The following is a 22,684-nucleotide window of genomic DNA, read 5'->3' on the forward strand; positions in this document are numbered from 1 at the left end:
CTATTATGATTGTTCCTGGAACACGCACACACCGTGGGCGGCTCCATGCCAGACCGTTGACAGAATCGGGTTATCATCCCCGGCAAAGGGAGGAATGGCATGCCATTTCCCTTCAGGTAACACCAGGTCATACACTTCTTCGGTGGCGTTGATCGTCAGTAACCAGTGCTGTGAAAGCCTGATCTGCAAACGATGCGCCCCCTGCTCCCACTGCTCAGTGGTCAACGGCTGTCCCTGGTCGTTCAGCCACTCCACATTGCCATCACCGTCCTGCCACCAGCGATCCTGCTGCAACGCCGGAATACGGCGGCGCAGATGGATCAGTGCGGCAGTGAAAGCAAACAGTCCGCGATCGTGCTGCTGCCAGTTGAACCATGTCAGCGGATTGTCCTGGCAGTAAGCATTATTGTTGCCGTGCTGGCTGTGCCCGTGTTCGTCCCCGGCCAGTAACATCGGCGTCCCCTGCGCCAGCAGCAGCGTGGCCAACAGGGCATGCACGCTACGACGGCGGTGTTCCATAATCAGTAACGGCGCCTGTAATCCTTCCACGCCGTGGTTATGGCTGAAGTTATTGTTGCTGCCATCACGGTTATCTTCGCCGTTCGCTTCGTTATGTTTATGTTCATAACTGACCACATCTCGCAGGGTAAAACCGTCGTGGGCAGTGATAAGGTTGATACTGCTGGAGGGCCGTCGGCCGCCACGATCGAAGATATCGCTCGACCCGGCAAAACGCCGTGCAAAGTCGCCGTTGGACAACTCGCCATGCAGCCAGTAACGCCGCGTAGCATCGCGAAAATGGTCATTCCATTCGGCGAATGGTGGAGGAAAATTGCCGACCTGATAACCCCCGATGCCGATATCCCAGGGTTCGGCAATCAGCTTGCAGCCTGACAGCACAGGATCGGCTGCAATCGCCTGAAACAATGGCGCATCCTGATGATAGTCCGGCGTGCGCCCCAGTACGGTGGCCAGGTCAAAGCGGAAGCCATCGACATGGCACTCTTCTACCCAGTAGCGCAGGCAGTCGAGCATCCACGCCATCACCTGCGGGTGGCTGAGATTCTGCGTGTTGCCACAGCCGGTCCAGTTCTGATATTCCCCCTGCCCGTCCAGCCAGTAGTAGCTCTGATTATCGACGCCGCGCATCGACAGCGTGGGGCCAGTCTCCTCCAGCTCTGCGCTGTGGTTAAACACCACATCAAGAATCACTTCTATGCCAGCCTGATGCAGCGCCTTCACAGCCTGCTGGAACTCCTGACGCGGATGCAGCTGGTGCTGGCCGGAGGCGTAGCGCGCTTCCAGCGCGTAGCAGGCCAGCGGGTTGTAGCCCCAGTAATTACTCAATCCCATCCGCAGTAAGCGCGGTTCACTGGCGAAGCAGGCCACTGGCAACAGCTCCAGACTGGTGATCCCCAGTCGCTGAAAGTAGTCGATCATCACCGGATGCCCCAGCGCCGCGTAAGTGCCGCGTATCGCTTCCGGGATATCCGGATGCAGCTTTGTCAGACCACGTACGTGGGCCTCATAAATCACGGTACTGCCCCAGGGCACGCGCGGTGGCGCATCCTCGTCCCAGTCAAAATCATCGGCCAGCACCACACTTTTCGGTGCCAGCGGCCCGCTATCAAGGGGATCCGGCTGCTGCACCCCACACTGGAAACAAGGGTCGTCCGTGACTTCACCCAGCACTTCGTGTGCGCAGGGGTCGAGCAACAGCTTCGCCGGATTAAAACGTTGCCCCTGCTGCGGCTGCCACGGACCATGCACGCGATAACCATAACGCTGGCCCGGTTTACCGCCGGGGAGGTAGCCGTGCCAGATGTCGCCACTCCGTGAAGGAAGATCCACACGCGTCTCCGTGCCACTGGCATCAAACAGACAAAGCTCCACGCGTTCAGCATGCTGCGAGAACAGGGTAAAGTTCACCCCTTTGCCGTCATAGTGGGCACCGCGCGGTGCTGGAAGTCCCTCACGGAGTGATGTCATTCTGCCTCCCGTACCAGCCACAGCGTCGAGAGCGCAGGCAGCGTCAGACTGAGAGAGTGACTGCGGTTATGGCTGCCCCAGTCATCGGTGCTGACCGTTCCCAGGTTGCCGTTGTTACCGCCGTGATAATGGCCGGAGTCGGTGTTTAGCACTTCGCGCCAGCGCCCGGCACCCGACACGCCAAAGCGATAGCTTTCACGCTGCACCGGGGTAAAGTTACTGGCGACGATTAGTTCATTGCCATCGCGATCGCGGCGCACAAAGACAAACACCGAGTTATCAAAGTCATCCACCACCAGCCATTCAAACCCGGCCGGGTCGAAATCGAGTTGATGCAGCGGCGTCTGTGCCTGGTAGGTATGATTCAGGTCGCGCACCAGACGCTGCACGCCGTTATGCCAGTTGTCTTCCCCTTCCAGCAGATGCCAGTCCAGGCTGGTATCGTGGTTCCACTCTTTGCCCTGAGCGAACTCATTACCCATAAACAACAGCTTTTTACCCGGGAAGCCAAACATCCAGCCGTAATAGGCACGCAGGTTGGCGAACTTCTGCCAGGTGTCACCCGGCATGCGGTCCAGAATCGACTTCTTGCCGTGAACCACTTCATCGTGGGACAGCGGCAGCACGAAGTTTTCGGTGTAGTTGTAAAGCATACCGAACGTCATCAGATTGTGATGATGGCGGCGGTAGATCGGATCGAGCTTCATGTAGTCGAGGGTGTCGTGCATCCAGCCGAGGTTCCATTTAAACCAAAAGCCCAGGCCGCCCATTTCCGGCGGTCGTGACACGCCATCAAAGTCCGTTGACTCCTCCGCCACGGTAATCGAACCGGGGGCAGCATGGCCCAGCGTTCGGTTGGTGTAGCGCAGGAAAGAGATCGCCTCGAAATTCTCACGCCCGCCAACATGATTCGGCACCCATTCGCCTTCGGCGCGGCTGTAGTCGCGGTAAATCATGGATGCCACCGCATCCACCCGCAGGCCATCAATGCCGAAACGCTCGATCCAGTAGAGTGCATTCCCCGCCAGATAATTACTCACCTCACGGCGACCAAAGTTATAGATCAGCGTGTTCCAGTCCTGGTGAAAGCCTTCGCGCGGGTCGCCATGTTCATACAGCTCCGTGCCATCAAACTTCACCAGACCAAAATCATCCGATGGAAAGTGGCCGGGAACCCAGTCCAGCAGCACGTTCAGCCCGGCATTGTGGGCCGCCGTAATAAAGGCACGGAAATCATCGCGAGTGCCGAAACGGCGCGTTGGGGCATACATTCCCAGTGGCTGATAACCCCAGCTCCCGTCGAATGGATGCTCATTGATGGGCAATAGCTCCAGATGGGTAAAGCCCATCTCTTTGGCATAAGGCACCAGTTGTTCTGCCAGCTCTTTGTAACTCAACCAGAAGTGGTTATCCGTGTGGCGGCGCCAGGAGCCGAGGTGCACTTCATAAATCGAGATCGGTGCGTCAAAACCGTTCGCACGCTGGCGCTCCGGTGACAGAGTGGTTTTCTCTGGAATACCGCAAATCATAGAGGCCGTTTGCGGACGCATCTGCGCCTCAAACGCGTAAGGGTCGGCTTTCAGGCGCAGTTGTCCCTGATGGTCGATAATCTCGAACTTATAAAGCTGCCCCTGCGTGGCGCCCGGGATAAACAACTCCCAGATACCAATTTCACGCCGCAGGCGCATCGGATGCCGACGTCCATCCCAAAAGTTAAATTCACCGACCACAGAGATGCGCTGAGCATTCGGCGCCCAGACGGCAAAGCGGGTGCCAATCACACCGTCAATCACATCGCCATGCGCACCCAGGGTTTCATAAGGCCGCAGATGGGTCCCTTCCGCCAGCAGCCAGCTGTCCATTTCCGGCAGCAGTGGACCAAAGCGGTAAGCATCGTCGATTAAATTTTGCTGGCCGTGCCAGGTGACGGCCAGTTGATAGCGAAACGGAGTTTTACGTTTGGGGATCACCCCCTGAAAAAAACCGCGAGAATCGAGGCACACCAGCTGCACACATTTATTGCCCGTACTGGTTTCAATCACCCAGACTTCGCTTGCGTCCGGTAACAGAGCACGCACTTCAAGACCCTTGTCGGTCTTGTGCATGCCCAGTAAAGAAAAGGGGTCAGCAAAATGACCAGAGACTAAAGCGTTAATCACACGACGATCCATAAGCTCTGACATGACTTTCTTCCCGTGATGATCGGCAGTCGACTGGCGGAATCCCCGATTCGGGTATCGCCAATGCACTGCTCTTCATTGAGCCCAAAACACACTGACCGGCAGAGGTAACCTTCCACTGGGTAAAAACCGCCGCAGCGTGCAATAAAATAACGAAGTGAAAAAAAATAATGTTTTAGGAACTGTGGCTTTTTAAGCATAGCCAGGGGAAAACAATAGCCATGGATGAAAGCGTAAAAATATTTCTTTCAGATCAAAGTTTATTGCTTTAAAGGCGTGAGACAGGAACGTCAGACCCTTCTTAGACCTGCCAGGGTTCAAGCCCCGGGCAAGGGGAAGTGACTGAATTCTGGCGCGGAGAATCGCCAGTTAACACAAAGGAAGGTGCACGTAATAACAGTGAAAAATGATGATGCAAATCGAAACAGGGTGACATCCCCCCTGCCAGCGGCAGAGGGGAAATGACCCGAATTAACCCACCAGCAGACGCAACATACGACGTAGCGGTTCTGCCGCGCCCCACAGCAGCTGGTCGCCAACGGTAAAGGCGGAAAGATAATCCGGCCCCATGTTCAGCTTACGCAGGCGACCTACTGGGGTGTTCAACGTGCCGGTAACGGCGGCTGGCGTCAATTCACGCATGGAGATATCACGGTCGTTAGGGACCACTTTCACCCACTCGTTATGTGCGGCCAGCATCTGTTCGATTTCAGCCAACGGCACATCTTTTTTCAACTTCAGAGTAAACGCCTGGCTGTGGCAGCGCAGCGCACCAACGCGCACGCACAGACCGTCAACCGGGATGACGCTGCTGGTACGCAGGATTTTGTTGGTTTCCGCCTGGCCTTTCCATTCCTCGCGCGTCTGACCGTTATCCAGCTGTTTGTCGATCCACGGGATCAAGCTGCCTGCCAGCGGTACGCCGAAATTATCAGTTGGTAACACGCCAGTGCGGCTCAACTCGGTGACTTTACGCTCAATGTCGAGGATGGCAGAAGCCGGGTCCTGCAACTCTTTCGCCACGTGGTTGTGCAGCATGCCCATCTGGGTCAGCAGTTCACGCATGTGGCGCGCACCGCCGCCGGAAGCCGCCTGGTAGGTCGCCACGGATGCCCACTCCACCAGGTTATTTTCAAACAGACCGCCCAGTGACATCAGCATCAGGCTCACGGTGCAGTTACCGCCAACGAAGGTTTTTATTCCGTTGTTCAGGCCGTCGTGGATCACCTTGTGGTTGACCGGGTCGAGAATAATAATCGCGTCATCTTTCATACGCAGCGTGGATGCCGCATCAATCCAGTAGCCGTTCCAGCCGGCTGCGCGCAGCTTAGGATAAATATCGCTGGTGTAGTCGCCGCCCTGGCAGGTGATGATAATATCCAGCGCTTTCAGCGCTTCAATATCAAAGGCATCCTGCAACGTGCCCGCAGACTGGCCGCCGAACGCTGGCGCCGCCTGGCCGTGCTGAGACGTCGAGAAGAATACCGGGCGAATCACATCAAAATCGCGCTCTTCGCTCATGCGCTGCATGAGTACCGAGCCCACCATCCCACGCCAACCTACCAATCCTACAGATTTCATCATTACCTTTATCCCGGGCTACTTTACTTGCCATTTTCGCCCCCGGCAGTGCTCGCAATCCTCACGTACTTCAGTACGCTACGGTTGCTGTACGCTGGCGGTAAGCAAACTGGCTGCGACAGTGGCGCCTGACCTGTTAGAGTTAAAATATTAGATTGCTAAACCTTACAAGTTGCAGGAAAAGTGGCAAGTGAATTAAATCGATTAGACGGTTTTTTTTAGCAGCTCTGCTTATAAGAGGCGAACATTGATTAATAAAGAGAACAACAACGATGACTGAAATGATCTCGGCCACGATATTATTGTTGCTGATAATGGATCCATTGGGCAATTTGCCGATTTTTATGTCGGTTTTGAAGCATCTGGAGCCGAAACGTCGACGGATGGTGCTCATTCGCGAAATGCTGATCGCGCTACTGATCATGCTGCTGTTTCTGTTTGCGGGCGAAAAAATTCTCGCGTTCCTGAATCTGCGTACCGAAACGGTATCGATCTCCGGCGGTATTATTCTGTTTCTGATCGCCATCAAGATGATTTTCCCTTCGCAGGAAAGCAGCAGTAGCGGGTTGTCAGCAGGTGAAGAGCCGTTCCTGGTGCCACTGGCAATCCCCCTGGTGGCAGGGCCCTCTCTGCTGGCAACCCTGATGCTGCTGTCACACCAGTATCCACAGAATATGGGCCATCTTGTCGGTGCACTGCTGATTGCGTGGGGGCTGACGGTGGTGATTTTACTGCTATCGGGGCTGTTTTTACGACTGCTGGGAGATAAAGGGGTCAATGCGCTGGAGCGTCTGATGGGGTTGATTCTGATTATGCTGGCAACGCAGATGTTTCTGGATGGGATACGCGTTTATCTGAAACTGTAATCCTTACATGGCGTTAAGGTCGAGGCATGCCTCGACCCTACGACACAGGTGTTAATACGCAGGAGCGAGGCACGCTTCAATCCTGCCAACATCGTATTAATACCTAGGGGCGAGGCACACCTCGCCCTTGCTGACTACGACAACAATTCGAACGCAATCATACCGATAATTGCCCCAACGGTGCCGAGTATGGTTTCCATCAGCGTCCAGGTCTTCAGCGTCTGCCCTTCGGTTGCCCCCGTAAAGCGGCCAAACAGCCAGAAACCGGCATCATTGACGTGGCTACAGATAATTGAACCTCCGGCAATACAGATCGACAGCGCGGCCATCTGCGCACCGGAATAATGCAGCGGTTCAATCACGGGCATAATCAGGCCCACCGCCGTTAAACAGGCCACCGTTGCCGACCCCTGAATAATGCGCACGGCACCGGCCAGCACGAAGCAGGCCAACGCCACCGGCAAACCGGCCCCGGTCAGCGCATTACCCAGCGCCGGACCCACACCGGAATCCACCAGTACCTGTTTGAACACGCCCCCGGCACCAATCACCAACAGGATAATCCCCGCAGGCTGTAACGCCGCACCGCAAATCTCCATCACGCGCTCTTTATCCATGCCCTGACGGTATGCCAGACCATAAATCGCCACCAGGCAGGCGAGCAGGATGGCGGTAAACGGATGACCGATAAACTCCAGCCACTCGTACAGCGTAGAGCCAGGCGTGGTAAAGCGGGCGCCAACAGTTTTCAGCCCCACCAGCAGCAGGGGAAACAGGATCAGCGACAGACTGAAGCCAAACGAGGGCAGTTTGCTCTCATCAAATTCAGGATGATCGCCTTCCGCGGGGATACCAAAAGTCACATGCTGGCTGATGAAACGGCCAAACAGCGGTCCGGCAATCAGCATTCCCGGAATGGCGGCACACAGGCCCAACAGAATCATCCAACCGAAATCAGCATGCATCTGCGAAGCCAGCAGCATCGGCGCTGGCCCGGGCAGCAGAAACGCCGCCGCAGCGGCCACCCCGGCAAACAGCGGGATAACCAGCTTCACCAGGTTATCGCCGGTACGGCGCGCAACCGCAAAGGCAATGCTGATTAACAGCACCACGGCCACCTCAAAGAACAGCGGCAGGGCACAAATCAGCCCGGCAATCCCCATCGCATAATGGGCACGGCTTTCACCAAAGGTTTTCAACATACGGATGGCGATCTGATCGACCGCGCCCGTTTCATGCAGAATTTTGCCAAACATCGCGCCCAGCGCAACCACGATGGCGAGGAAGCCGAGCGTACCGCCCATGCCCTTTTCCATCGTGGTGGCAATTTTATCCAGCGGCATCCCGGAGAACAGACCTGCGCCAATAGACACTAACATCAGCGCCACAAAGGCGTGCATCCTTGCCTTCATCACTAAAAACAGCAGCAGCAAAACCGAGCCCGCCGCCGTTAACACCAGTGTTGCAGTACTCATTACACCCTACTTATTTTTTTCTGTCGCACCGTCAATGGTTTTGAGTGTTGCCGCAACAACGTCATCAAGTGACTGATTAATATCGACGACCAGCACATCATCTTCATCGCTGCCCGGCTCTTCCAGCGTGGCAAATTGTGTCACCAGCATCTGCGGTTTGAAGAAGTGCCCCTTGCGTGCACGCAAACGCGACTCAATGGTATCGAAGTCACCCTTCAGATAGACGAATGAGAGGTTGCTGTTACCTTTGCGCAGAATATCGCGATAACTTTTTTTCAGTGCCGAACAAACAATCAGTGACACATCGTTGGTGCGCTGCATGGCGAATGCCGCATCGTTGATCGACTCCAGCCACGGACGACGATCGTCATCATTCAGTGGATGGCCTTCAGACATTTTTTCAATGTTGGCGCGTGGGTGCAGAAAATCACCATCGAGGAAGGCCGCCTTCAGTTGATGCGCAACGGCATTGGCAACGGCAGATTTGCCGCTTCCGGATACACCCATCAGTACGAAGACGTGATTAGGCGATGAATGAGTGGTCATTGTTTTGGCTCCGGCAGAGAGGTAGCAGATGTGTTCGGTTATTTGTTATCGGTAACATTGTCTGGATGTGCAGTGAGTATGGCAACAGCCACGGCGGAAAAAGCTGGTAAATGTGAGGTGGTTCAAAAAAATGACAGATTCAGACGGAGAGAGGCACAAAGGGGTAAGTCGATGGAGGCGTAGGGGTCGGGCAGGCCCGACCTGTATTAAATACTCCCGCCCGCCAGAATCGTAAAGCCGACATCCACCGGTGCCGTATCCACGTTTTCACCGCGAATACGCGCCAGCAACAGCGCTGCAGATTCATGCCCCATACGCTCACGCGGCGTCTGCACCGTCGCCAGCGACGGGTTAACCACATGAGCAATATCGTGGCCGTGGAAACCGGCAATCGCCATCTGTTGCGGCACTTGCAGCCCCTGACGCTGGCACTCAAACATTGCACCGACCGCCAGGTCGTCATTGGTACAAAACAGGCTGTCAGTCTGCGGATAGCGCTTCTGCGCTTCGCACATCAGCATCGCACCGGCGGAAAACGACGATGCCGCTTCCATCATCACGCAGCGAGGCTCCAGCCCGGCTTCCTGCATCGCCAGGCGATAGCCCTGCTCTTTTTGCAGGGTGCGTTCATCCAGGCGTGCGCCGAGATACACCGTATGACGATGGCCTTTTTGCAAAATGGCATGGGTCATCTGGCGGGCCGCTTCGACATTATCAAACCCGACCGCCATATCGAGGCACGGCGAGATGCAGTCCATCATCTCAATCACCGGGATGCCGGCGGTTTCAATCATGCGCAGGCTGGCAGCAGTATGGGTGCGTTCGGTGAGGATCAGGCCATCAATGTTCCAGCCCAGCAGCGAGCGCAGCTGTAGCTCTTCTTTTTCAGCGCTGTAGCCAAAATGCCCCAGCAGCGTCTGGTAACCCGCTGCATCGGTCACCGCTTCAATGCCGCGCAATACATCGGCAAAGACCTGGTTAGTCAATGAGGGAAGTAATACGCCAATCGCCCGACTGGTGGCATTAGAGAGCATATCGGGGGCGCGATTAGGGATATAACCCAGCTCATCCAGCGCGGCAGCGATCTTGCCCTGCAACGCGGCAGAAACCTGATCGGGATGACGCAGATAGCGGCTAACGGTCATTTTAGTGATGCCTACGCGATCGGCAACATCCTGTAGTACCGGTCTTTTTTTCTTCATCTGGCTTCAACGAATAGGAACGAGTTGAGCTGAGTGTAACAAAGATAGGGATAAAAAAGAGGAAGGGTGCGGTAAACCGCACCCAAAATGTGACAGGGAGAACACTTAGACCGGTGGCAGGTCGAACAACAGGATTTCGGCATCGCTGCTGGCAACAATCGCCAGGGATTTTTCATCCCAGATGGCAAACGCGTCAGACGTTGTTGCCGCTTCACCGTTGACGGTAACCGCCCCTTTCACCACCTGGATCCAGATACGACGACCCTCTTCCACCTCTACGCTACCCTGCTCAGCGGATTTCAGCGCCCAACGGGACAGCGTCATATCCTGGAACACCTTCAGCGAACCCTCACGGGCATCCGGTGACAGCACCAGCTGGCGTCCCTGCACATCGTCGAAGCGGCGCTGCGCGTAACGTGGCTCAAGACCGGTTTTTTCCGGGATGATCCAGATCTGGTACAGATGCAGCGGTACATCTTTGCTGGCGTTGTACTCAGAGTGACGGACCCCGGTACCGGCGCTCATAATCTGGAATTCACCCGCCGGGATCTGCTCTTTGTTGCCCATGCTGTCTTTGTGTTCAACCGTACCGGACAGCACGTAAGTCAGGATTTCCATATCTTTATGAGGATGCGTACCAAATCCCTGACCACCATCAATCACATCTTCGTTAATCACTCGCAGTGCCGAGAAGCCCATAAAATTGGCATCGTAGTAATCGGCAAAAGAGAAGGTGTGGTAACTGTCCAGCCAGCCATGATTTGCATGACCACGATCTTGTGCTTTGCGTAAGTAAATCATATTCAATTCTCCTCAACGTTTTGACACAGTCTGGACCTGTAGCGCTGTGGATGATAGCGGATAAAATTGTCTTCTCTGTTCAAAATATTCGATATAAATGCGCAGAAAGAAACAGGAGAATTGCAGATGTGCGGCGGAAGACAGGCAAAAAAAAAGCCAGCACCCGAGCTGGCTAAGAAATACTGAAGCAATGTGAGCAATGTCGTGCCTTCTCAGTCTGTGCCAGAGGCTTTCCTGAAAACGCATGACAATAATAATCATTATCATTCGCACTTGTAAAGCCATTTCCTGATTATTTTTTGCTTGATATTGCGATAAAAAACCCTGATTTTAAAGAGGATTATACAATCTACGGAGAGGGAAAATGAGTGAGATTATTGTTCGACATGTGCTTGCGGAAGATGCCACTGCCATTTATCAGTTGTACAGCCAGCCGGAAACCTATGCCGATACACTACAGCTCCCCCATCCCTCGCTAAAAAAGTGGCAGGAACGCATCGCCTCTGTGCCGGATGGCATGCAAATGCTGGTGGCCTGCAGGGGTGATGAAGTGGCTGGCCAGGTCACGCTGGAGGTCAACAATCGCGCCCGCCGCCGTCATACCGCCACGTTTGGCCTCGGGGTCGATGTCCGTTATCGCGGCCAGGGTGTGGCGAAAGCGATGATGCGTACGATCATCGATCTCTGTGATAACTGGCTGAACGTTGAGCGTATCGAACTCACGGTCTTTGCCGACAACCATGCCGCTATCGCATTGTATGAACAATTTGGTTTTGAAACTGAAGGCTGCGCCCGGCGTTATGCAGTACGCAATGGCCAGCAGGTTGATGCCCTCTACATGGCGCGCTTCCGGTCATAACTGGCGTGGTGCCAAAGCGAGCACTATCTTGCGGGGATGAGCCCAGTATGAGCCCTCCCCTGCATCATCAAATCCTGATCGTTTTCATTTTACCGCGACGCTCAATCTTGAGCACTAATTGCCCTGCCGGAGTGTCCGCCAGGGCAATACGGAGTTGATGAAGGCCTTCAGGCAGGACTTTACTGCCGTTAACTTCCACCAGCACATCCCCATTTTGCAGACCAAAGCGGGCCAGTGCGGTCGGGGAATGAGAAAAGAACTCAACCCGATGTGCGTAATAACGAACGGAAAGGATGCGCTGCGGTTCAGGCTCGTCGCGAGTAAAGTGTTGCTCCCGATAACAAAACAGCATTTTTTTCGGCATGAAAAGATAGCTATCAAAGCGGGCCAGAAAGTTCATCCCCAGACCATATGCTCCCTGTTTGTTCTCACGTACCAGCAGCTTACCCAGCGGCATCTGATTAAAACTTAAGCCTGTCAGTGAATACCCAACACTTACCGCCTGGCCAGTTAGCCCCAGAACGGGCTGATTGATGCCTGTCAGCACCGCGCTTTCAGGACGTTCGCGGCTTGCTTTAATCAGCTCATCACCGATGTAACTGTAATAAACGCCGGTATCAACCCGCATATGGACCGGGCGATTGTGATAGTCCAGCAACAATTCAGGCCCGGAATCATAGGCATCGCGGTAGGGAACACACACCGGGTAATCCAGCGTGCCGGGCGCTTGCTGCCAGACGCTGAGCTGCCCCTGTTGATTATCAACCTGCCACGCAAACTGGCGAAAAATATCCTGGCCTAAAATCCCGTCAATTTTCACACCGGTCACCTGAGTAAAGGCACTGAGATCCATCCCCTGCCACGGGGCACTGGCGGGCAACACGCGATCGCCAATAGCCAATGCCATCGGCTGCCAAAGCAGGAGTGCATCTGCAGGCAGCGGCCCACCCGGCGTCTGAAGACCTGCCGCCAGGATAGCCCGTTGCAACGCCGACACCTGGTCAACGGGGAGCCGATGCGTCAGCTCACTCGCCAGCGCATTATCAATCACCAGCGTACTGATGCCCGTATCCAGCAGGAAATGGTACTGCTTGCCGCTGATGGCCACCGGCACAATCAGAACATCGGGCCGCACGGGGCTCGTTAACACGGCCTGTGGGGCGGAGACAGGAATGCGGTCGGCCAGAGCCGATAATGATCCCGACAGTAGCGCAGCGGAAAAAATGATGGTCAGTGCAGAGTACTTCATAACCTTCCTTGTAGTGGATGCCCCATGTTCCAGTATTGGGGGCCCTGTGACGTTTACGTTTCTTCAATCTACGTTAAAAAGAGGACAAAACGAGATTTAAGCGTGCTAATTGTCGAGAAAAAGCAAAAAACACTGGATTGAACCCAACTCACTCATCCCCCTGTCACACTCACATTTGACACCTTTTTTTGAGGTTTTTTTGAGGTGATTCGTGCGTATTGTTAATGAAATGTAAGTGATAAGGTGGTCTGGAGCCATTTTCTCTGACGACCAACCCTACATAAATCAACAATAAAGGCAGTTTAATCATGAGCTTAAATATTAATCAGCAGTTTCACGGTAACGTCTATGTGGTCACGGGCAGCACTCAGGGACTGGGCGCTGCCGTTGCAAGATTACTGGCAGAACGCGGCGCGCGCGGGCTGATCCTTTGTGGCCGAAACCGCAAGGCCGGGGCGGCTCAAGAAGAGGCGTTACGGGCACTCGGCTGTGAAGCCTGGTTTGTCGCCGCCGATATCAGTGACCCACAAGCCTGCGAACAGGTGATTGCCGAAGCGGCAACGCGCTTCGGTACGCTGCATGGTCTGGTGAACTGTGCCGGAATGTCCGATCGTGGCACCATCCTCAATACGACCCCCGAACTTTTTGACGCCATCTTTGCCGTCAACGTCCGTGCGCCATTCTTTCTGATGCAGGCGGCGATCAAACTGATGATTGCCAACAAGGTGGAAGGCAGCATCGTCAATATTATCACCATGACCTCTCACGGCGGCCAGAGCTTCCTCACCACCTATGCCGCCTCAAAAGGCGCACTGGTTACGCTGACGAAAAACGTTGCTTTCAGCGCCATGCGCAACCGCATTCGCGTTAACGGCCTGAATATTGGCTGGATGGATACACCACACGAAGATGACATCCAGAAGCAGTATCACCAGGCGAGCGACGACTGGCTGGAAAAAGCCGAACGCGAGCAGCCCTTTGGCCGACTGTTGAAGCCCCGGGAAGTGGCCCGTGGCGTGGCATTTTTACTCTCTGAAGAGTCCGGGATGATGACCGGTGCCGTCATCGACTTTGATCAGAACGTGGTGGGCTGCGGTGATGATGGTGCACCACAGCCTCAGCAGATACTGGCCCTGTAAGGAGCGACCGATTATGAACGCAATCTATCTCAATGAAGCACAGCTTTCGCTGGATGATTTCGCCACCGTATCACAGCAGACCCTGCATCAACAGGATTACCCGCTGGCGCACGGCGCACAACGGAATGTTTTGATTTATCAGGCTGAGTCGCTGATCAATGCCGCCCGTGACGATCGCCAGTCGGTGCTCAGTGAACTGCATCGGGCGCTCTCATCCGGGCCTGGCGTATTTGTTGTTAAAGGGCTGTACCGCGATCTGGCGGCCGTCGACCGCAGCAGTCAGTTGTTTGAGGAGATCCTGCGTGATGAGGCGGCCTCCGGCGGCGGCGATCATTTTGCCAGGGCGGGCAGCAATGGACGCATCTGGAATGCCCTGCAAAAAGTGGCAGAACGCGATGCCGATGCCTTTATCGATTACTACGGAAATCCCCTGCTGGCGCTGATCTGCGAAAGCTGGGTCGGGCCGGGCTATGAGATCACCGCACAGGTGAATCAGGTACGGCCGGGCGGTAAAGCACAGCAGCCACACCGCGATTATCATCTGGGTTTCCAGAGTAATGAGGTTGTGGCCCGCTTCCCGCTGCCTTTACAGATCCTGTCGCAGTATCTCACCCTGCAAGGCGCGGTAGCGCATACGGATATGCCGCTGGAATCTGGCCCAACCCAGTTGCTGCCCTTTTCCCATCAGTATGAGGGCGGGTATCTGGCCTGGCGCCAGCCCAAATTTATTGAATACTTCCAGCAGCATGCGATTCAGCTACCGCTGCAAAAAGGCGACGGGCTGTTCTTCAACCCGGCGCTGTTCCATGCGGCAGGTAATAACACCACGGCAGATCATATCCGCACGGCCAACCTGCTCCAGGTCTCTTCCAGCTTTGGCAAAACCATGGAGAAGGTCAACCACGTCAAAGTACTGCTGAGCCTCTATCCCGCTCTGCGTCAGCGCCAGCTGGAGACAGAACAGCGTCATGCGGTGATTGCCGCAGCGGCAGAGGGCTATTCGTTCCCGACCAATCTGGATACCGATCCACCGCTGGGCGGACTGGTGCCACAGACGCAGCAGGCGCTGCTGTTGCAGGCATTACAGGAGGGATGGTCGGAAGTGCACTTTGATCAGCAGTTAAGCGAGCACGTGCAGAAACGTCAGGCGTGATTTTCCGCGGGCCGACCTGTTGTTTCCTGGTCGGCCCGCATCACATCAATACCCCGCGGTTAAATCATCAATGGTGCGCGGATCTGACGCACCGTAACGCATCCCGTCCGGCCCCAGCATAATGCTCTGCGTGCTGCCCATGGCAGACATCACCTTCACATTCTGCCCTTTCTGGCTCAACAGTTTCAGTGTATCCGGGCTGAAGCCTTTCTCTACACGTAGCTGATCCGGTAACCATTGATGATGGAAGCGCGGCGCGTTGGTGGCTTCGGCGACGTTCATTCCGAAATCAATGCTGTTCACGACCATTTGCAGCACAGTCGTGATGATGCGGCTCCCGCCCGGACTGCCCGTTACCAGCCAGGTTTTCCCGTCTTTAGCGATAATGGTCGGCGACATGGAAGAGAGCGGGCGCTTGTAAGGCTGTACCGCATTGGCTTCACCTCCCACCAGCCCGTAAACGTTTGGCGTTCCCGGTTTCGCGGAGAAGTCGTCCATCTCATTATTCAGCAGAATGCCGCTGTTACCGGCGACAATCCCGCTGCCGAAATTGGTGTTCAGCGTGTAGGTAACCGCTACCGCATTGCCGTCTTTATCCACCACCGAGAAGTGCGTGGTCTGATTGCTTTCATACGGGGCCAGCTTACCGGGTTTAATCTCCGCGGAAGGGCGCGCTTTGGCGACATCAATCTGCTGCGCCAGCGATTTAGCATAGGCTTTGCTGGTCAGCGCCTGCCACGGCACCTTGACGAAATCCGGATCGCCCAGATATTCCGAGCGATCGGCATAGGCATATTTTTCTGCTTCCGCCATCACCTGAATGGCATCTGCGCTGCCAAATCCCATCTTCGCTAGGTCAAAGTTTTCCAGAATATTGAGGATCTGCACAATATGAATGCCGCCTGATGAGGGTGGCGGCATCGAGAAGACTTCATAGCCACGGTAGGTGCCGCTGATCGGCTTGCGCTCGATCGCACGGTAGTTCGCCAGGTCCGTTTTGCTGATAAGCCCACCGTGCTGCTGCATCTCGCCTGCGATCTCATCGGCAATTTTGCCTTTATAGAAGGCATCCGGTCCCTGCTGTGCAATCAGTTCGAGGCTGCGTGCCAGATTGCGTTGCACCAGCTTTTCGCCTTTGAGATAAGGCGTACCGTCGGCTTTAAAGAAGATGGCTTTACTGTTCGCATGCCCTACCAGCACCTCTTTACCGTAAACGTTCAGGTCATCCGCCAGCGAGTCGTTCACCACGATGCCTTTACGTGCCAGCTCAAGTGCCGGTTTGATTAAGGTACTCAGCGGCAGCGTGCCATATTTCTGACTGGCCAGTGAAAATCCTGCCACCGTTCCCGGCACGCCGGAGGCAAGATGGGAAGTCAGTGATTTTTTGCTGTCGGCGTTGCCCGCCGCATCCAGGAACATATCGCGGCTGGCGTGTACCGGAGCCATCTCGCGAAAATCAATCGAGGTGGTATTACCGGACGCGGTGCGCAACAGCATAAAACCCCCGCCGCCGAGATTCCCTGCCTGTGGATGCGTCACCGCCAGCGCATAACCCACGGCGATAGCCGCATCCACCGCATTTCCGCCCTGTTCGAGGATTTTCACCCCAACCTCTGTCGCCGTTGCATCCACCGAAGCGACCATACCGTGCTGCGCTTTCACCGGATGGAAGGTGTCCGCCCCAACCCCGTAAGAAACAGGCGGCGCAGTGGGAGCAGCACCTGCCCCCTGCCACACCAGTAACCCGGCTAACAGCGACCACGACAGGCGCTTCAGAGTAGCTTGTGTCATCATTGTTACATCCTTTAATTATATTTACGTTATGTTTGCCTTTGATAAATATGCACAAAAATGGATGAAAGGCGAATTTTAACGCAAATCAGGAACACTCCTGGCGTGCAGGGCTTGTGGCTGAAGTAGACTTAAGGCAGTAACACGGAGGAATAAAAATGAAAATGAAATGGTTAGTTATCTTTGCCGCCATTTTGCCGTTAACCGGTATGGCGAACATGCTGAGCAACAACAGCAATAACAGCAACCCACAACAGCCGGGCTACAATCCCAGCACGCAGCGTTTGCAGCAAAATATGCAGAACCAGCAGTCGCAGCAGAAGCTGAAACTCCAGCAGGATCAACAGCGTCAGCAGCAGGATTTGCAGCGGAAAATGCAGGAGCAGCGTGACAGTGCGGCCCAGCGCACCAAAGAGGGTCAGGTGAAACAGCTGCCACAGAATTGACGCTCAGGGCGAGGCATGCCTCGCCCCTACATAAATCCCATCAGTTCACACGATTCGTAGGGGGTCAGATATGCCTCGCACCAACATAAAACCGTACAGCGCGATGCCCCATCAGTCACACGATTCGTAGGGGTCAGACATGCCTCGCACCAACATAAAACCGTACAGCGCGATACCCCATCGGTCACACGATTTGTAGGGGTCGGGCATGCCTCGCACCTACATAAAACCGTACAGCGCGATGCCCAATCAATCACACGATTCGTAGGGGTCGGGCATGCCTCGCACCAACATAAAACCGTACAGCGCGATGCCCCATCGGTCACACGATTCGTAGGGGTCGGGCATGCCCGACCCGCTATTCAGCGGAAATCTGGTCCAATCACATCAATGCGGTCGGTGCAGATCGCATCCACGCCCCACTGCAACAGCTCACGCGCCCGATCCGGGTTATTGACCGTATACACCAGAATACGCAGCCCGGCCTGTTTCAGCAGTGCAACGCGCGCCTTATCCAGCAGCTTATGATTCAGGTGAATCGACACGCAGTCCAACGTGGTGGTCAGTGTCTGCCAGTTGTCATCCCACTCATCCAGCAGCAGCCCGCGTGGCAACTCCGGCGCCGCCTGTTGTGCCGCTTCCAGCGCATGATACGAGAACGATGACAGCAGCGGCATCACCTGCCCTTGCCACATCACCCTTGCCGCCAGCGCCAGAACCCGCCCGGTTTCTGCATCCAGACCAGTGGTAGGTTTAATTTCGATATTCGCCATCAGACGATGCTGGCGACAGCGTGCCGCGACATCAGCCAGCAGCGGCAGGCGCTCATCGGTGAATGCACTACCAAACCAGCTACCGGCATCCAACTGGACCAGCTTGTCCCACGGCAACTGCCCTGCCACACCCCAGCCGTTGCTGGTGCGGTCAAGGGTGTCATCATGCAGCAGGAAAATTTCACCGTCCTGCGACAGTTTGGCATCAAACTCAATCATCCGGTGTCCCAGTTGCGCACCGATATCGATAGCGGCCAGGGTATTTTCCGGCGCCAGTTTCCCGCCGCCGCGATGGGCAACAATGGGCGGGTATGGCCAGGTCTTATTCATTAGTCGATCCGTTGTCCATTAGGGTCAAAGAAGTGCAATGACTGCGGCGGCAGATGCAGCCACAGCGTACTGCCCATCTCCGGTCGCACCGAATGCGGCAGGCGCACCACCAGTTTATTATTGCCCCAGCGGCCGTGTGCCAGGTTATCCGCTCCCAGCATTTCCAGCGTATCCACCACCAGTGGAATGCCGCCGTCCTGCCGGGAGGAGAGTTCAATATGCTCCGGACGAACGCCCATCGTCAATGCGCGATCGGCCCATTTTGCCATCGGTACGCTCAGGGGAAGCGCCATACTGTCGCTGAGATTAAAACGTGAACCGTCAGCATTCACCTGCCCTTCCAACAGGTTCATCGCCGGGGAACCAATAAAGCTGGCGACAAAACGCGTGGCCGGGCGCTCATAAATTTCCACCGGCGTACCGAGCTGTTCCAGCACGCCTTTATTCATCACCATCACCCGCTGCGCCAGCGTCATCGCTTCTACCTGGTCATGGGTCACGTACAGACTGGTGGTGTTCAGACGACGATGCAGCTGCTGCAGCTCCAGACGCATCTGCACACGCAGCCGGGCATCCAGGTTAGACAACGGTTCATCAAACAGAAATACCGCTGGTTCCCGCACAATGGCGCGCCCCATCGCCACACGCTGGCGCTGCCCACCGGACAGCTCACGCGGGCGGCGTTTCAGCAGTGCCTCCAGCTCCAGGCTGCGTGCCGCCTCCAGCACGCGCTGGCGGATCTGTTCTTTGCCCATACCGCGAATTTTCAGGCCCCAGGCCATATTCTCTTCCACGCTCATATGCGGGTAGAGTGCATAGTTTTGGAATACCATCGCGATACCGCGATCTTTTGGCTCCTCTTCGGTCACACGGCGGGTATCAATATAGATATCTCCGCTGGTCACCCGTTCCAGCCCGGCCACCATGCGCAGCAGTGTCGATTTTCCACAGCCGCTTGGCCCGACCATCACCATAAACTCACCGTCGCGGATTGAGACATCCAGCGGCTGAATAATCGGGTTTATCCCATCGTAGGATTTCGTTACTGCCTGAAGTCTTACACCTGCCATCGTTATTTCTCACTCTCAACCAGACCGCGAACAAAGGCGCGCTGCATCACTAAAACAATCACTACCGGTGGGATCAGCGTGAGGATCATCGCCGCCATCACCAGGTTCCATTGGGTTGCCGCATCACCGGTGGCAATCATGCTGCGGATACCCGCGACTGCCGTCCCCAGTTTGCTGTCGCTGACAATCAGCAACGGCCACATGTACTGGTTCCAGCCGTAGATAAAGGTGATGACGAACAGCGCTGCCAGATTGGTTTTCGACAGCGGCAGTACGATGTCCCAGAAGAAGCGCATCGGGCTGGCACCATCAATACGTGCAGCCTCCATCAGTTCATCAGGCAGCGTCATAAAGAACTGACGGAACAGGAACGTGGCGGTGGCCGACGCCATCAGCGGCAGGGTTAACCCGCTGTAGCTGTCGAGCATATTGAGGTCGGCTATCACATCCACCGTCGGGAAAATACGCACCTCAACCGGCAGCATCAGGGTGATAAAAATCATCCAGAAAAACAGGTTACGCAGCGGGAAGCGGAACCACACCAGCGCAAACGCCGACAGCATGGAGACGGTAATTTTTCCGGTGGTGATCGCCAGCGCCATAATCAGGCTGTTAAACAGCATGGTGCTGAAGGGCGCGCTGTTTTGCCCCACGCCGTGGGTCCAGATACGGGAAATGTTATCCCACAGGTGCGTACCGGGGATGAGCGGCATCGGCACCTGAAACACCTGTTCCGTACTGAGAGTGGCGGCAATAAACGCCACATACAGCGGGAACAGCACGGTGAGGATACCGAGGCCCAGCAGGGTATGGCTGAAAATATCCAGCCCGCGTCGGTTTTCGATCATTGGTAGCGCACCTTCTTCTCGACATAGCGGAACTGAATCACCGTCAGAATAATCACCAGCACCATCAGCACCACGGACTGCGCAGAGGACGAGGAGAGATCCAGACCGGCAAAGCCTTCACGGTAAATTTTATAAATCAGCGTCGTCGTCGCCTGTACCGGGCCACCGCCCGTGGCGGCATCAATCACCGGGAAGGTATCAAAGAAGGCGTACACCAGATTGACGACCACCAGGAAGAAACCCACCGGGGCGATCAGCGGCAACGACAGGCTGAAGAAACGCCGCACCGGGCCTGCGCCGTCAATCGCGGCCGCCTCTACCAGGGATTTAGGAATAGACTGCAACGCGGCAAAGAAGAACAGGAAGTTGTAGCTCATTTGCTGCCAGATCGAGGCCAAAACGACCAGGAACATCGCCTGGCCGCTATTTTGCGCATGGTTCCAGCTGTAACCCAGCAGCCCTAAGAAATGGGTAATCAGACCGAGGCCCGGGCTGAACAGAAACATCCACAGCACCGCCGCTACCGCAGGAGCCACCGCATAAGGCAGCAGCATCAGCGTCTGATAAAAGCGTTTAAGGCGCAGCACGTAGTCGACCAGCGCGGCAAACAGCAGTGACACCACCAGACCAATCACGGTGACCAGACCGCTGAACACCAGCGTGGTCCAGAAGGAATCAAGGTAGTAGCTGTCGCTAAACAGGCGAATAAAGTTTTCCAGTCCGACAAACGTGCTGGAGATGCCGAAAGGATCGACGTTTTGGACCGAGTACCACAGGGCTTCGCCCGCGGGCCAGAGGAAGAAAATGATCGTGATTAACAGCTGTGGCAGCACCAGCAGGTAGGGCAGTGCTTTGGCGCGAAATACGGGACGAGGTTGGGACATAAAGGTTTATCTCGTGCGAAAAACGTCACAGGGGCCGACCGCTGTTCTGGTCGGCCCTGATGGGCGGATCGGGGATCCACCCCTACATGCGTCTACGTTATTTGGTCTGTTGTTCGAAACGACGCAGCAGTTGATTACCACGTTCAACGGCGCTATCCAGTGCCGCCTGCGGGGTTTTCTTGCCCGTCCAGACGCTTTCCAGCTCCTCATCCACCACGGTACGGATCTGCGGCATATTGCCCAGACGCATCCCTTTGGTGAACGGCAGTGGATCTTTGTTCAGCATCTGACGCGTCGCAATGTCTGCACCCGGATTCTTGTCATAGAAACCCTGCTGTTTGGTCAGCTCATACGCGGCCGTGGTGATCGGCAGGTAACCGGTTTTCTGGTGCCATTCAGCAGCAATTTCTGGTTTCGCCAGGAACTGCATGAACTTGGCGACGCCTTTGTAGGTTTCTGCATCTTTGTTTTTCATGACCCACAGGCTGGCCCCACCGATGATGGCGTTCTGTGGCGCGTTCGGCACGGTTGCATCGTACGGCATCATGCCTACGCCGTAGTTGAACTTGGCGTGGCTACGGATATCCGCCAGCGAGCCGGAAGAGGCGGTGGTGATGGCACAGTCGCCGTTATAGAACTTGGCGGTGGATTCATCTTTACGGCCGAAGTAGGTGAAATCACCCTTCTTATTCATCTCTTCCAACAGGGCAATGTGGCGAACCTGCGTCGGTTTGTTGAATTCCAGTACCGAGTCAGTGCCGTCAAAACCGTTGTTTTTGGTGGCAACGGGCAGACCATGCCAGGCGCTGAAGTTCTCAATCTGGATCCAGCCCTGCCAGCCGCTGGCGTAACCACAGGTCATGCCCGCTTTACGCAGTGCTTCCGTATATTTCGCCAGATCCTGCCAGGTTTTTGGCGGCTGCTCTGGGTCAAGGCCGGCTTTTTTAAAGGCGTCTTTGTTGTAGTACAGCACCGGGGTAGAGCTGTTAAAAGGCTGGGAGATCAGCTGGCCTTTGGAATCGCTGTAATAGCCCGCCACGGCGGGCACAAACTGCTTCGGATCCATCGCAATGCCCGCGTTTTTAAACACTTCATTGACCGGAACAATCGCTTTCGATGCCATCATCGTGGCCGTACCGACTTCGTACACCTGCAAAATCGCTGGGGCTTTGCCAGAACGAATGGCAGCAATACCCGCTGACATGCTCTGCTCGTAGTTACCTTTGTAGGTTGGCACGATTTTATAGTCAGGGTTTTCTGCGTTAAAGCGGGTGGCCAGCGAGTTAACTTCTTCACCCAGCGCACCTTCCATTGAGTGCCAGAATGGGATCTCAGTGGCGGCCAGCGCATTGGCGCTAAGAGTCAGTCCCAGTACCACGCTAAGTGCGGTATGACGAAAGGCGATTGATGACATGTCGGTTTCCTGTACCCGGTGTTGTAAGGCGCGTTATCGCGCATTCTTTGAGTCGGGAGGTAACATGACATGCGAAAATGACAGAAAA

19 protein-coding genes are annotated in these 22,684 nt (G+C 55.4%); 5 read left to right on the forward strand and 14 right to left on the reverse strand.

Going from position 1 to position 22,684, the window contains the following annotated elements:
* Positions 1-3: 3 nt before the first annotated feature.
* The 3 genes from glgX to asd form a co-directional block, all read right to left on the reverse strand.
* Positions 4-1,989: a glycogen debranching protein GlgX gene (gene glgX, locus FY046_RS14875; RefSeq protein ID WP_133846636.1), complete on the reverse strand. Its 1,986-nt coding sequence runs from the start codon at positions 1,987-1,989 to the stop codon at positions 4-6.
* The gene (gene glgB / locus FY046_RS14880) at positions 1,986-4,172 is read right to left on the reverse strand and encodes a 1,4-alpha-glucan branching enzyme (RefSeq protein ID WP_133846635.1); all 2,187 of its coding nucleotides are present in this window, start codon (positions 4,170-4,172) and stop codon (positions 1,986-1,988) included. Before glgB ends, glgX begins: the two co-directional genes overlap by 4 nt.
* 468 nt (positions 4,173-4,640) lie before the next feature.
* The gene (gene asd, locus FY046_RS14885; RefSeq protein WP_133846702.1) at positions 4,641-5,750 is read right to left on the reverse strand and encodes an aspartate-semialdehyde dehydrogenase; all 1,110 of its coding nucleotides are present in this window, start codon (positions 5,748-5,750) and stop codon (positions 4,641-4,643) included.
* Positions 5,751-6,022: 272 nt separating this feature from the next.
* On the opposite strand from asd, the gene FY046_RS14890 reads away from it, so the two are divergent.
* A complete protein-coding gene (locus FY046_RS14890; RefSeq protein WP_133846634.1) occupies positions 6,023-6,616 on the forward strand; it encodes a YhgN family NAAT transporter in 594 nt (197 codons plus the stop codon).
* 134 nt (positions 6,617-6,750) lie between these two features.
* Here FY046_RS14890 and gntU read toward each other — a convergent pair whose 3' ends face one another.
* The 4 genes from gntU to FY046_RS14910 all read right to left on the reverse strand — a co-directional run bounded on the left by gntU (position 6,751) and on the right by FY046_RS14910 (position 10,640).
* Positions 6,751-8,091 (reverse strand): gluconate transporter, encoded by a 1,341-nt coding sequence (gene gntU / locus FY046_RS14895; protein ID WP_133846633.1) that lies wholly within the window; start codon positions 8,089-8,091, stop codon positions 6,751-6,753.
* Positions 8,092-8,097: 6 nt separating this feature from the next.
* Positions 8,098-8,637 (reverse strand): gluconokinase, encoded by a 540-nt coding sequence (gene gntK, locus FY046_RS14900; protein ID WP_133846632.1) that lies wholly within the window; start codon positions 8,635-8,637, stop codon positions 8,098-8,100.
* A gap of 206 nt (positions 8,638-8,843) precedes the next feature.
* The gene (gene gntR / locus FY046_RS14905; RefSeq protein WP_159337835.1) at positions 8,844-9,839 is read right to left on the reverse strand and encodes a gluconate operon transcriptional repressor GntR; all 996 of its coding nucleotides are present in this window, start codon (positions 9,837-9,839) and stop codon (positions 8,844-8,846) included.
* A 105-nt stretch (positions 9,840-9,944) separates the two neighbouring features.
* On the reverse strand, positions 9,945-10,640 hold the full coding sequence (locus tag FY046_RS14910) for a pirin family protein (RefSeq protein ID WP_133846630.1): 696 nt from the start codon (positions 10,638-10,640) through the stop codon (positions 9,945-9,947).
* Between the two features lie 364 nt (positions 10,641-11,004).
* Between FY046_RS14910 and FY046_RS14915 the strand changes: the two genes are divergently transcribed.
* Positions 11,005-11,499, forward strand: coding sequence for a GNAT family N-acetyltransferase (locus FY046_RS14915; protein ID WP_159337833.1), 495 nt, complete (start codon positions 11,005-11,007; stop codon positions 11,497-11,499).
* Between the two features lie 67 nt (positions 11,500-11,566).
* On the opposite strand, the gene FY046_RS14920 is transcribed toward FY046_RS14915, so the two are convergent.
* On the reverse strand, positions 11,567-12,748 hold the full coding sequence (locus FY046_RS14920) for an aspartyl protease family protein (RefSeq protein ID WP_446186219.1): 1,182 nt from the start codon (positions 12,746-12,748) through the stop codon (positions 11,567-11,569).
* A gap of 308 nt (positions 12,749-13,056) precedes the next feature.
* On the opposite strand from FY046_RS14920, the gene FY046_RS14925 reads away from it, so the two are divergent.
* Both FY046_RS14925 and FY046_RS14930 read left to right on the forward strand, forming a co-directional pair.
* On the forward strand, positions 13,057-13,887 hold the full coding sequence (locus FY046_RS14925; protein WP_133846626.1) for an SDR family oxidoreductase: 831 nt from the start codon (positions 13,057-13,059) through the stop codon (positions 13,885-13,887).
* A 13-nt stretch (positions 13,888-13,900) separates the two neighbouring features.
* Positions 13,901-15,040 (forward strand): phytanoyl-CoA dioxygenase family protein, encoded by a 1,140-nt coding sequence (locus FY046_RS14930; protein WP_446186220.1) that lies wholly within the window; start codon positions 13,901-13,903, stop codon positions 15,038-15,040.
* A gap of 45 nt (positions 15,041-15,085) precedes the next feature.
* Here FY046_RS14930 and ggt read toward each other — a convergent pair whose 3' ends face one another.
* Entirely contained in the window at positions 15,086-16,834 is a 1,749-nt protein-coding gene (gene ggt, locus FY046_RS14935; protein ID WP_133846624.1) for a gamma-glutamyltransferase, read from the reverse strand.
* 155 nt (positions 16,835-16,989) lie between these two features.
* On the opposite strand from ggt, the gene FY046_RS14940 reads away from it, so the two are divergent.
* Positions 16,990-17,277: a DUF2756 domain-containing protein gene (locus FY046_RS14940; RefSeq protein WP_133846623.1), complete on the forward strand. Its 288-nt coding sequence runs from the start codon at positions 16,990-16,992 to the stop codon at positions 17,275-17,277.
* Between the two features lie 362 nt (positions 17,278-17,639).
* On the opposite strand, the gene ugpQ is transcribed toward FY046_RS14940, so the two are convergent.
* The 5 genes from ugpQ to ugpB form a co-directional block, all read right to left on the reverse strand.
* Positions 17,640-18,380 (reverse strand): glycerophosphodiester phosphodiesterase, encoded by a 741-nt coding sequence (gene ugpQ, locus FY046_RS14945; protein WP_446186221.1) that lies wholly within the window; start codon positions 18,378-18,380, stop codon positions 17,640-17,642.
* On the reverse strand, positions 18,380-19,450 hold the full coding sequence (locus tag FY046_RS14950) for a sn-glycerol-3-phosphate import ATP-binding protein UgpC (protein WP_171149714.1): 1,071 nt from the start codon (positions 19,448-19,450) through the stop codon (positions 18,380-18,382). The genes ugpQ and FY046_RS14950 overlap by 1 nt, the downstream gene beginning before the upstream one ends.
* Positions 19,451-19,452: 2 nt before the next feature.
* On the reverse strand, positions 19,453-20,298 hold the full coding sequence (ugpE, locus tag FY046_RS14955; RefSeq protein ID WP_167864252.1) for a sn-glycerol-3-phosphate ABC transporter permease UgpE: 846 nt from the start codon (positions 20,296-20,298) through the stop codon (positions 19,453-19,455).
* A complete protein-coding gene (gene ugpA / locus FY046_RS14960; protein WP_227535572.1) occupies positions 20,295-21,182 on the reverse strand; it encodes a sn-glycerol-3-phosphate ABC transporter permease UgpA in 888 nt (295 codons plus the stop codon). Before ugpA ends, ugpE begins: the two co-directional genes overlap by 4 nt.
* Positions 21,183-21,279: 97 nt before the next feature.
* Positions 21,280-22,596: a sn-glycerol-3-phosphate ABC transporter substrate-binding protein UgpB gene (ugpB, locus tag FY046_RS14965; protein WP_446186222.1), complete on the reverse strand. Its 1,317-nt coding sequence runs from the start codon at positions 22,594-22,596 to the stop codon at positions 21,280-21,282.
* Positions 22,597-22,684: the final 88 nt, after the last annotated feature.

It is taken from the genome of Erwinia sp. 1181_3, assembly GCF_052824965.1.

Excerpts from the sequence above, each read along its gene's own strand:
- ggt (WP_133846624.1), bottom strand. The coding sequence starts at position 16,834 with ATGATGACACAAGCTACTCTGAAGCGCCTGTCGTGGTCGCTGTTAGCC.
- ugpA (WP_227535572.1), bottom strand. The coding sequence starts at position 21,182 with ATGTCCCAACCTCGTCCCGTATTTCGCGCCAAAGCACTGCCCTACCTG.
- FY046_RS14930 (WP_446186220.1), top strand. The coding sequence starts at position 13,901 with ATGAACGCAATCTATCTCAATGAAGCACAGCTTTCGCTGGATGATTTC.
- FY046_RS14920 (WP_446186219.1), bottom strand. The coding sequence starts at position 12,748 with ATGAAGTACTCTGCACTGACCATCATTTTTTCCGCTGCGCTACTGTCG.
- ugpE (WP_167864252.1), bottom strand. The coding sequence starts at position 20,298 with ATGATCGAAAACCGACGCGGGCTGGATATTTTCAGCCATACCCTGCTG.
- gntR (WP_159337835.1), bottom strand. The coding sequence starts at position 9,839 with ATGAAGAAAAAAAGACCGGTACTACAGGATGTTGCCGATCGCGTAGGC.
- FY046_RS14940 (WP_133846623.1), top strand. The coding sequence starts at position 16,990 with ATGAAAATGAAATGGTTAGTTATCTTTGCCGCCATTTTGCCGTTAACC.
- gntK (WP_133846632.1), bottom strand. The coding sequence starts at position 8,637 with ATGACCACTCATTCATCGCCTAATCACGTCTTCGTACTGATGGGTGTA.
- FY046_RS14910 (WP_133846630.1), bottom strand. The coding sequence starts at position 10,640 with ATGATTTACTTACGCAAAGCACAAGATCGTGGTCATGCAAATCATGGC.
- asd (WP_133846702.1), bottom strand. The coding sequence starts at position 5,750 with ATGAAATCTGTAGGATTGGTAGGTTGGCGTGGGATGGTGGGCTCGGTA.
- glgB (WP_133846635.1), bottom strand. The coding sequence starts at position 4,172 with ATGTCAGAGCTTATGGATCGTCGTGTGATTAACGCTTTAGTCTCTGGT.
- ugpB (WP_446186222.1), bottom strand. The coding sequence starts at position 22,596 with ATGTCATCAATCGCCTTTCGTCATACCGCACTTAGCGTGGTACTGGGA.
- FY046_RS14950 (WP_171149714.1), bottom strand. The coding sequence starts at position 19,450 with ATGGCAGGTGTAAGACTTCAGGCAGTAACGAAATCCTACGATGGGATA.
- FY046_RS14915 (WP_159337833.1), top strand. The coding sequence starts at position 11,005 with ATGAGTGAGATTATTGTTCGACATGTGCTTGCGGAAGATGCCACTGCC.
- glgX (WP_133846636.1), bottom strand. The coding sequence starts at position 1,989 with ATGACATCACTCCGTGAGGGACTTCCAGCACCGCGCGGTGCCCACTAT.
- FY046_RS14890 (WP_133846634.1), top strand. The coding sequence starts at position 6,023 with ATGACTGAAATGATCTCGGCCACGATATTATTGTTGCTGATAATGGAT.
- gntU (WP_133846633.1), bottom strand. The coding sequence starts at position 8,091 with ATGAGTACTGCAACACTGGTGTTAACGGCGGCGGGCTCGGTTTTGCTG.
- ugpQ (WP_446186221.1), bottom strand. The coding sequence starts at position 18,380 with ATGAATAAGACCTGGCCATACCCGCCCATTGTTGCCCATCGCGGCGGC.
- FY046_RS14925 (WP_133846626.1), top strand. The coding sequence starts at position 13,057 with ATGAGCTTAAATATTAATCAGCAGTTTCACGGTAACGTCTATGTGGTC.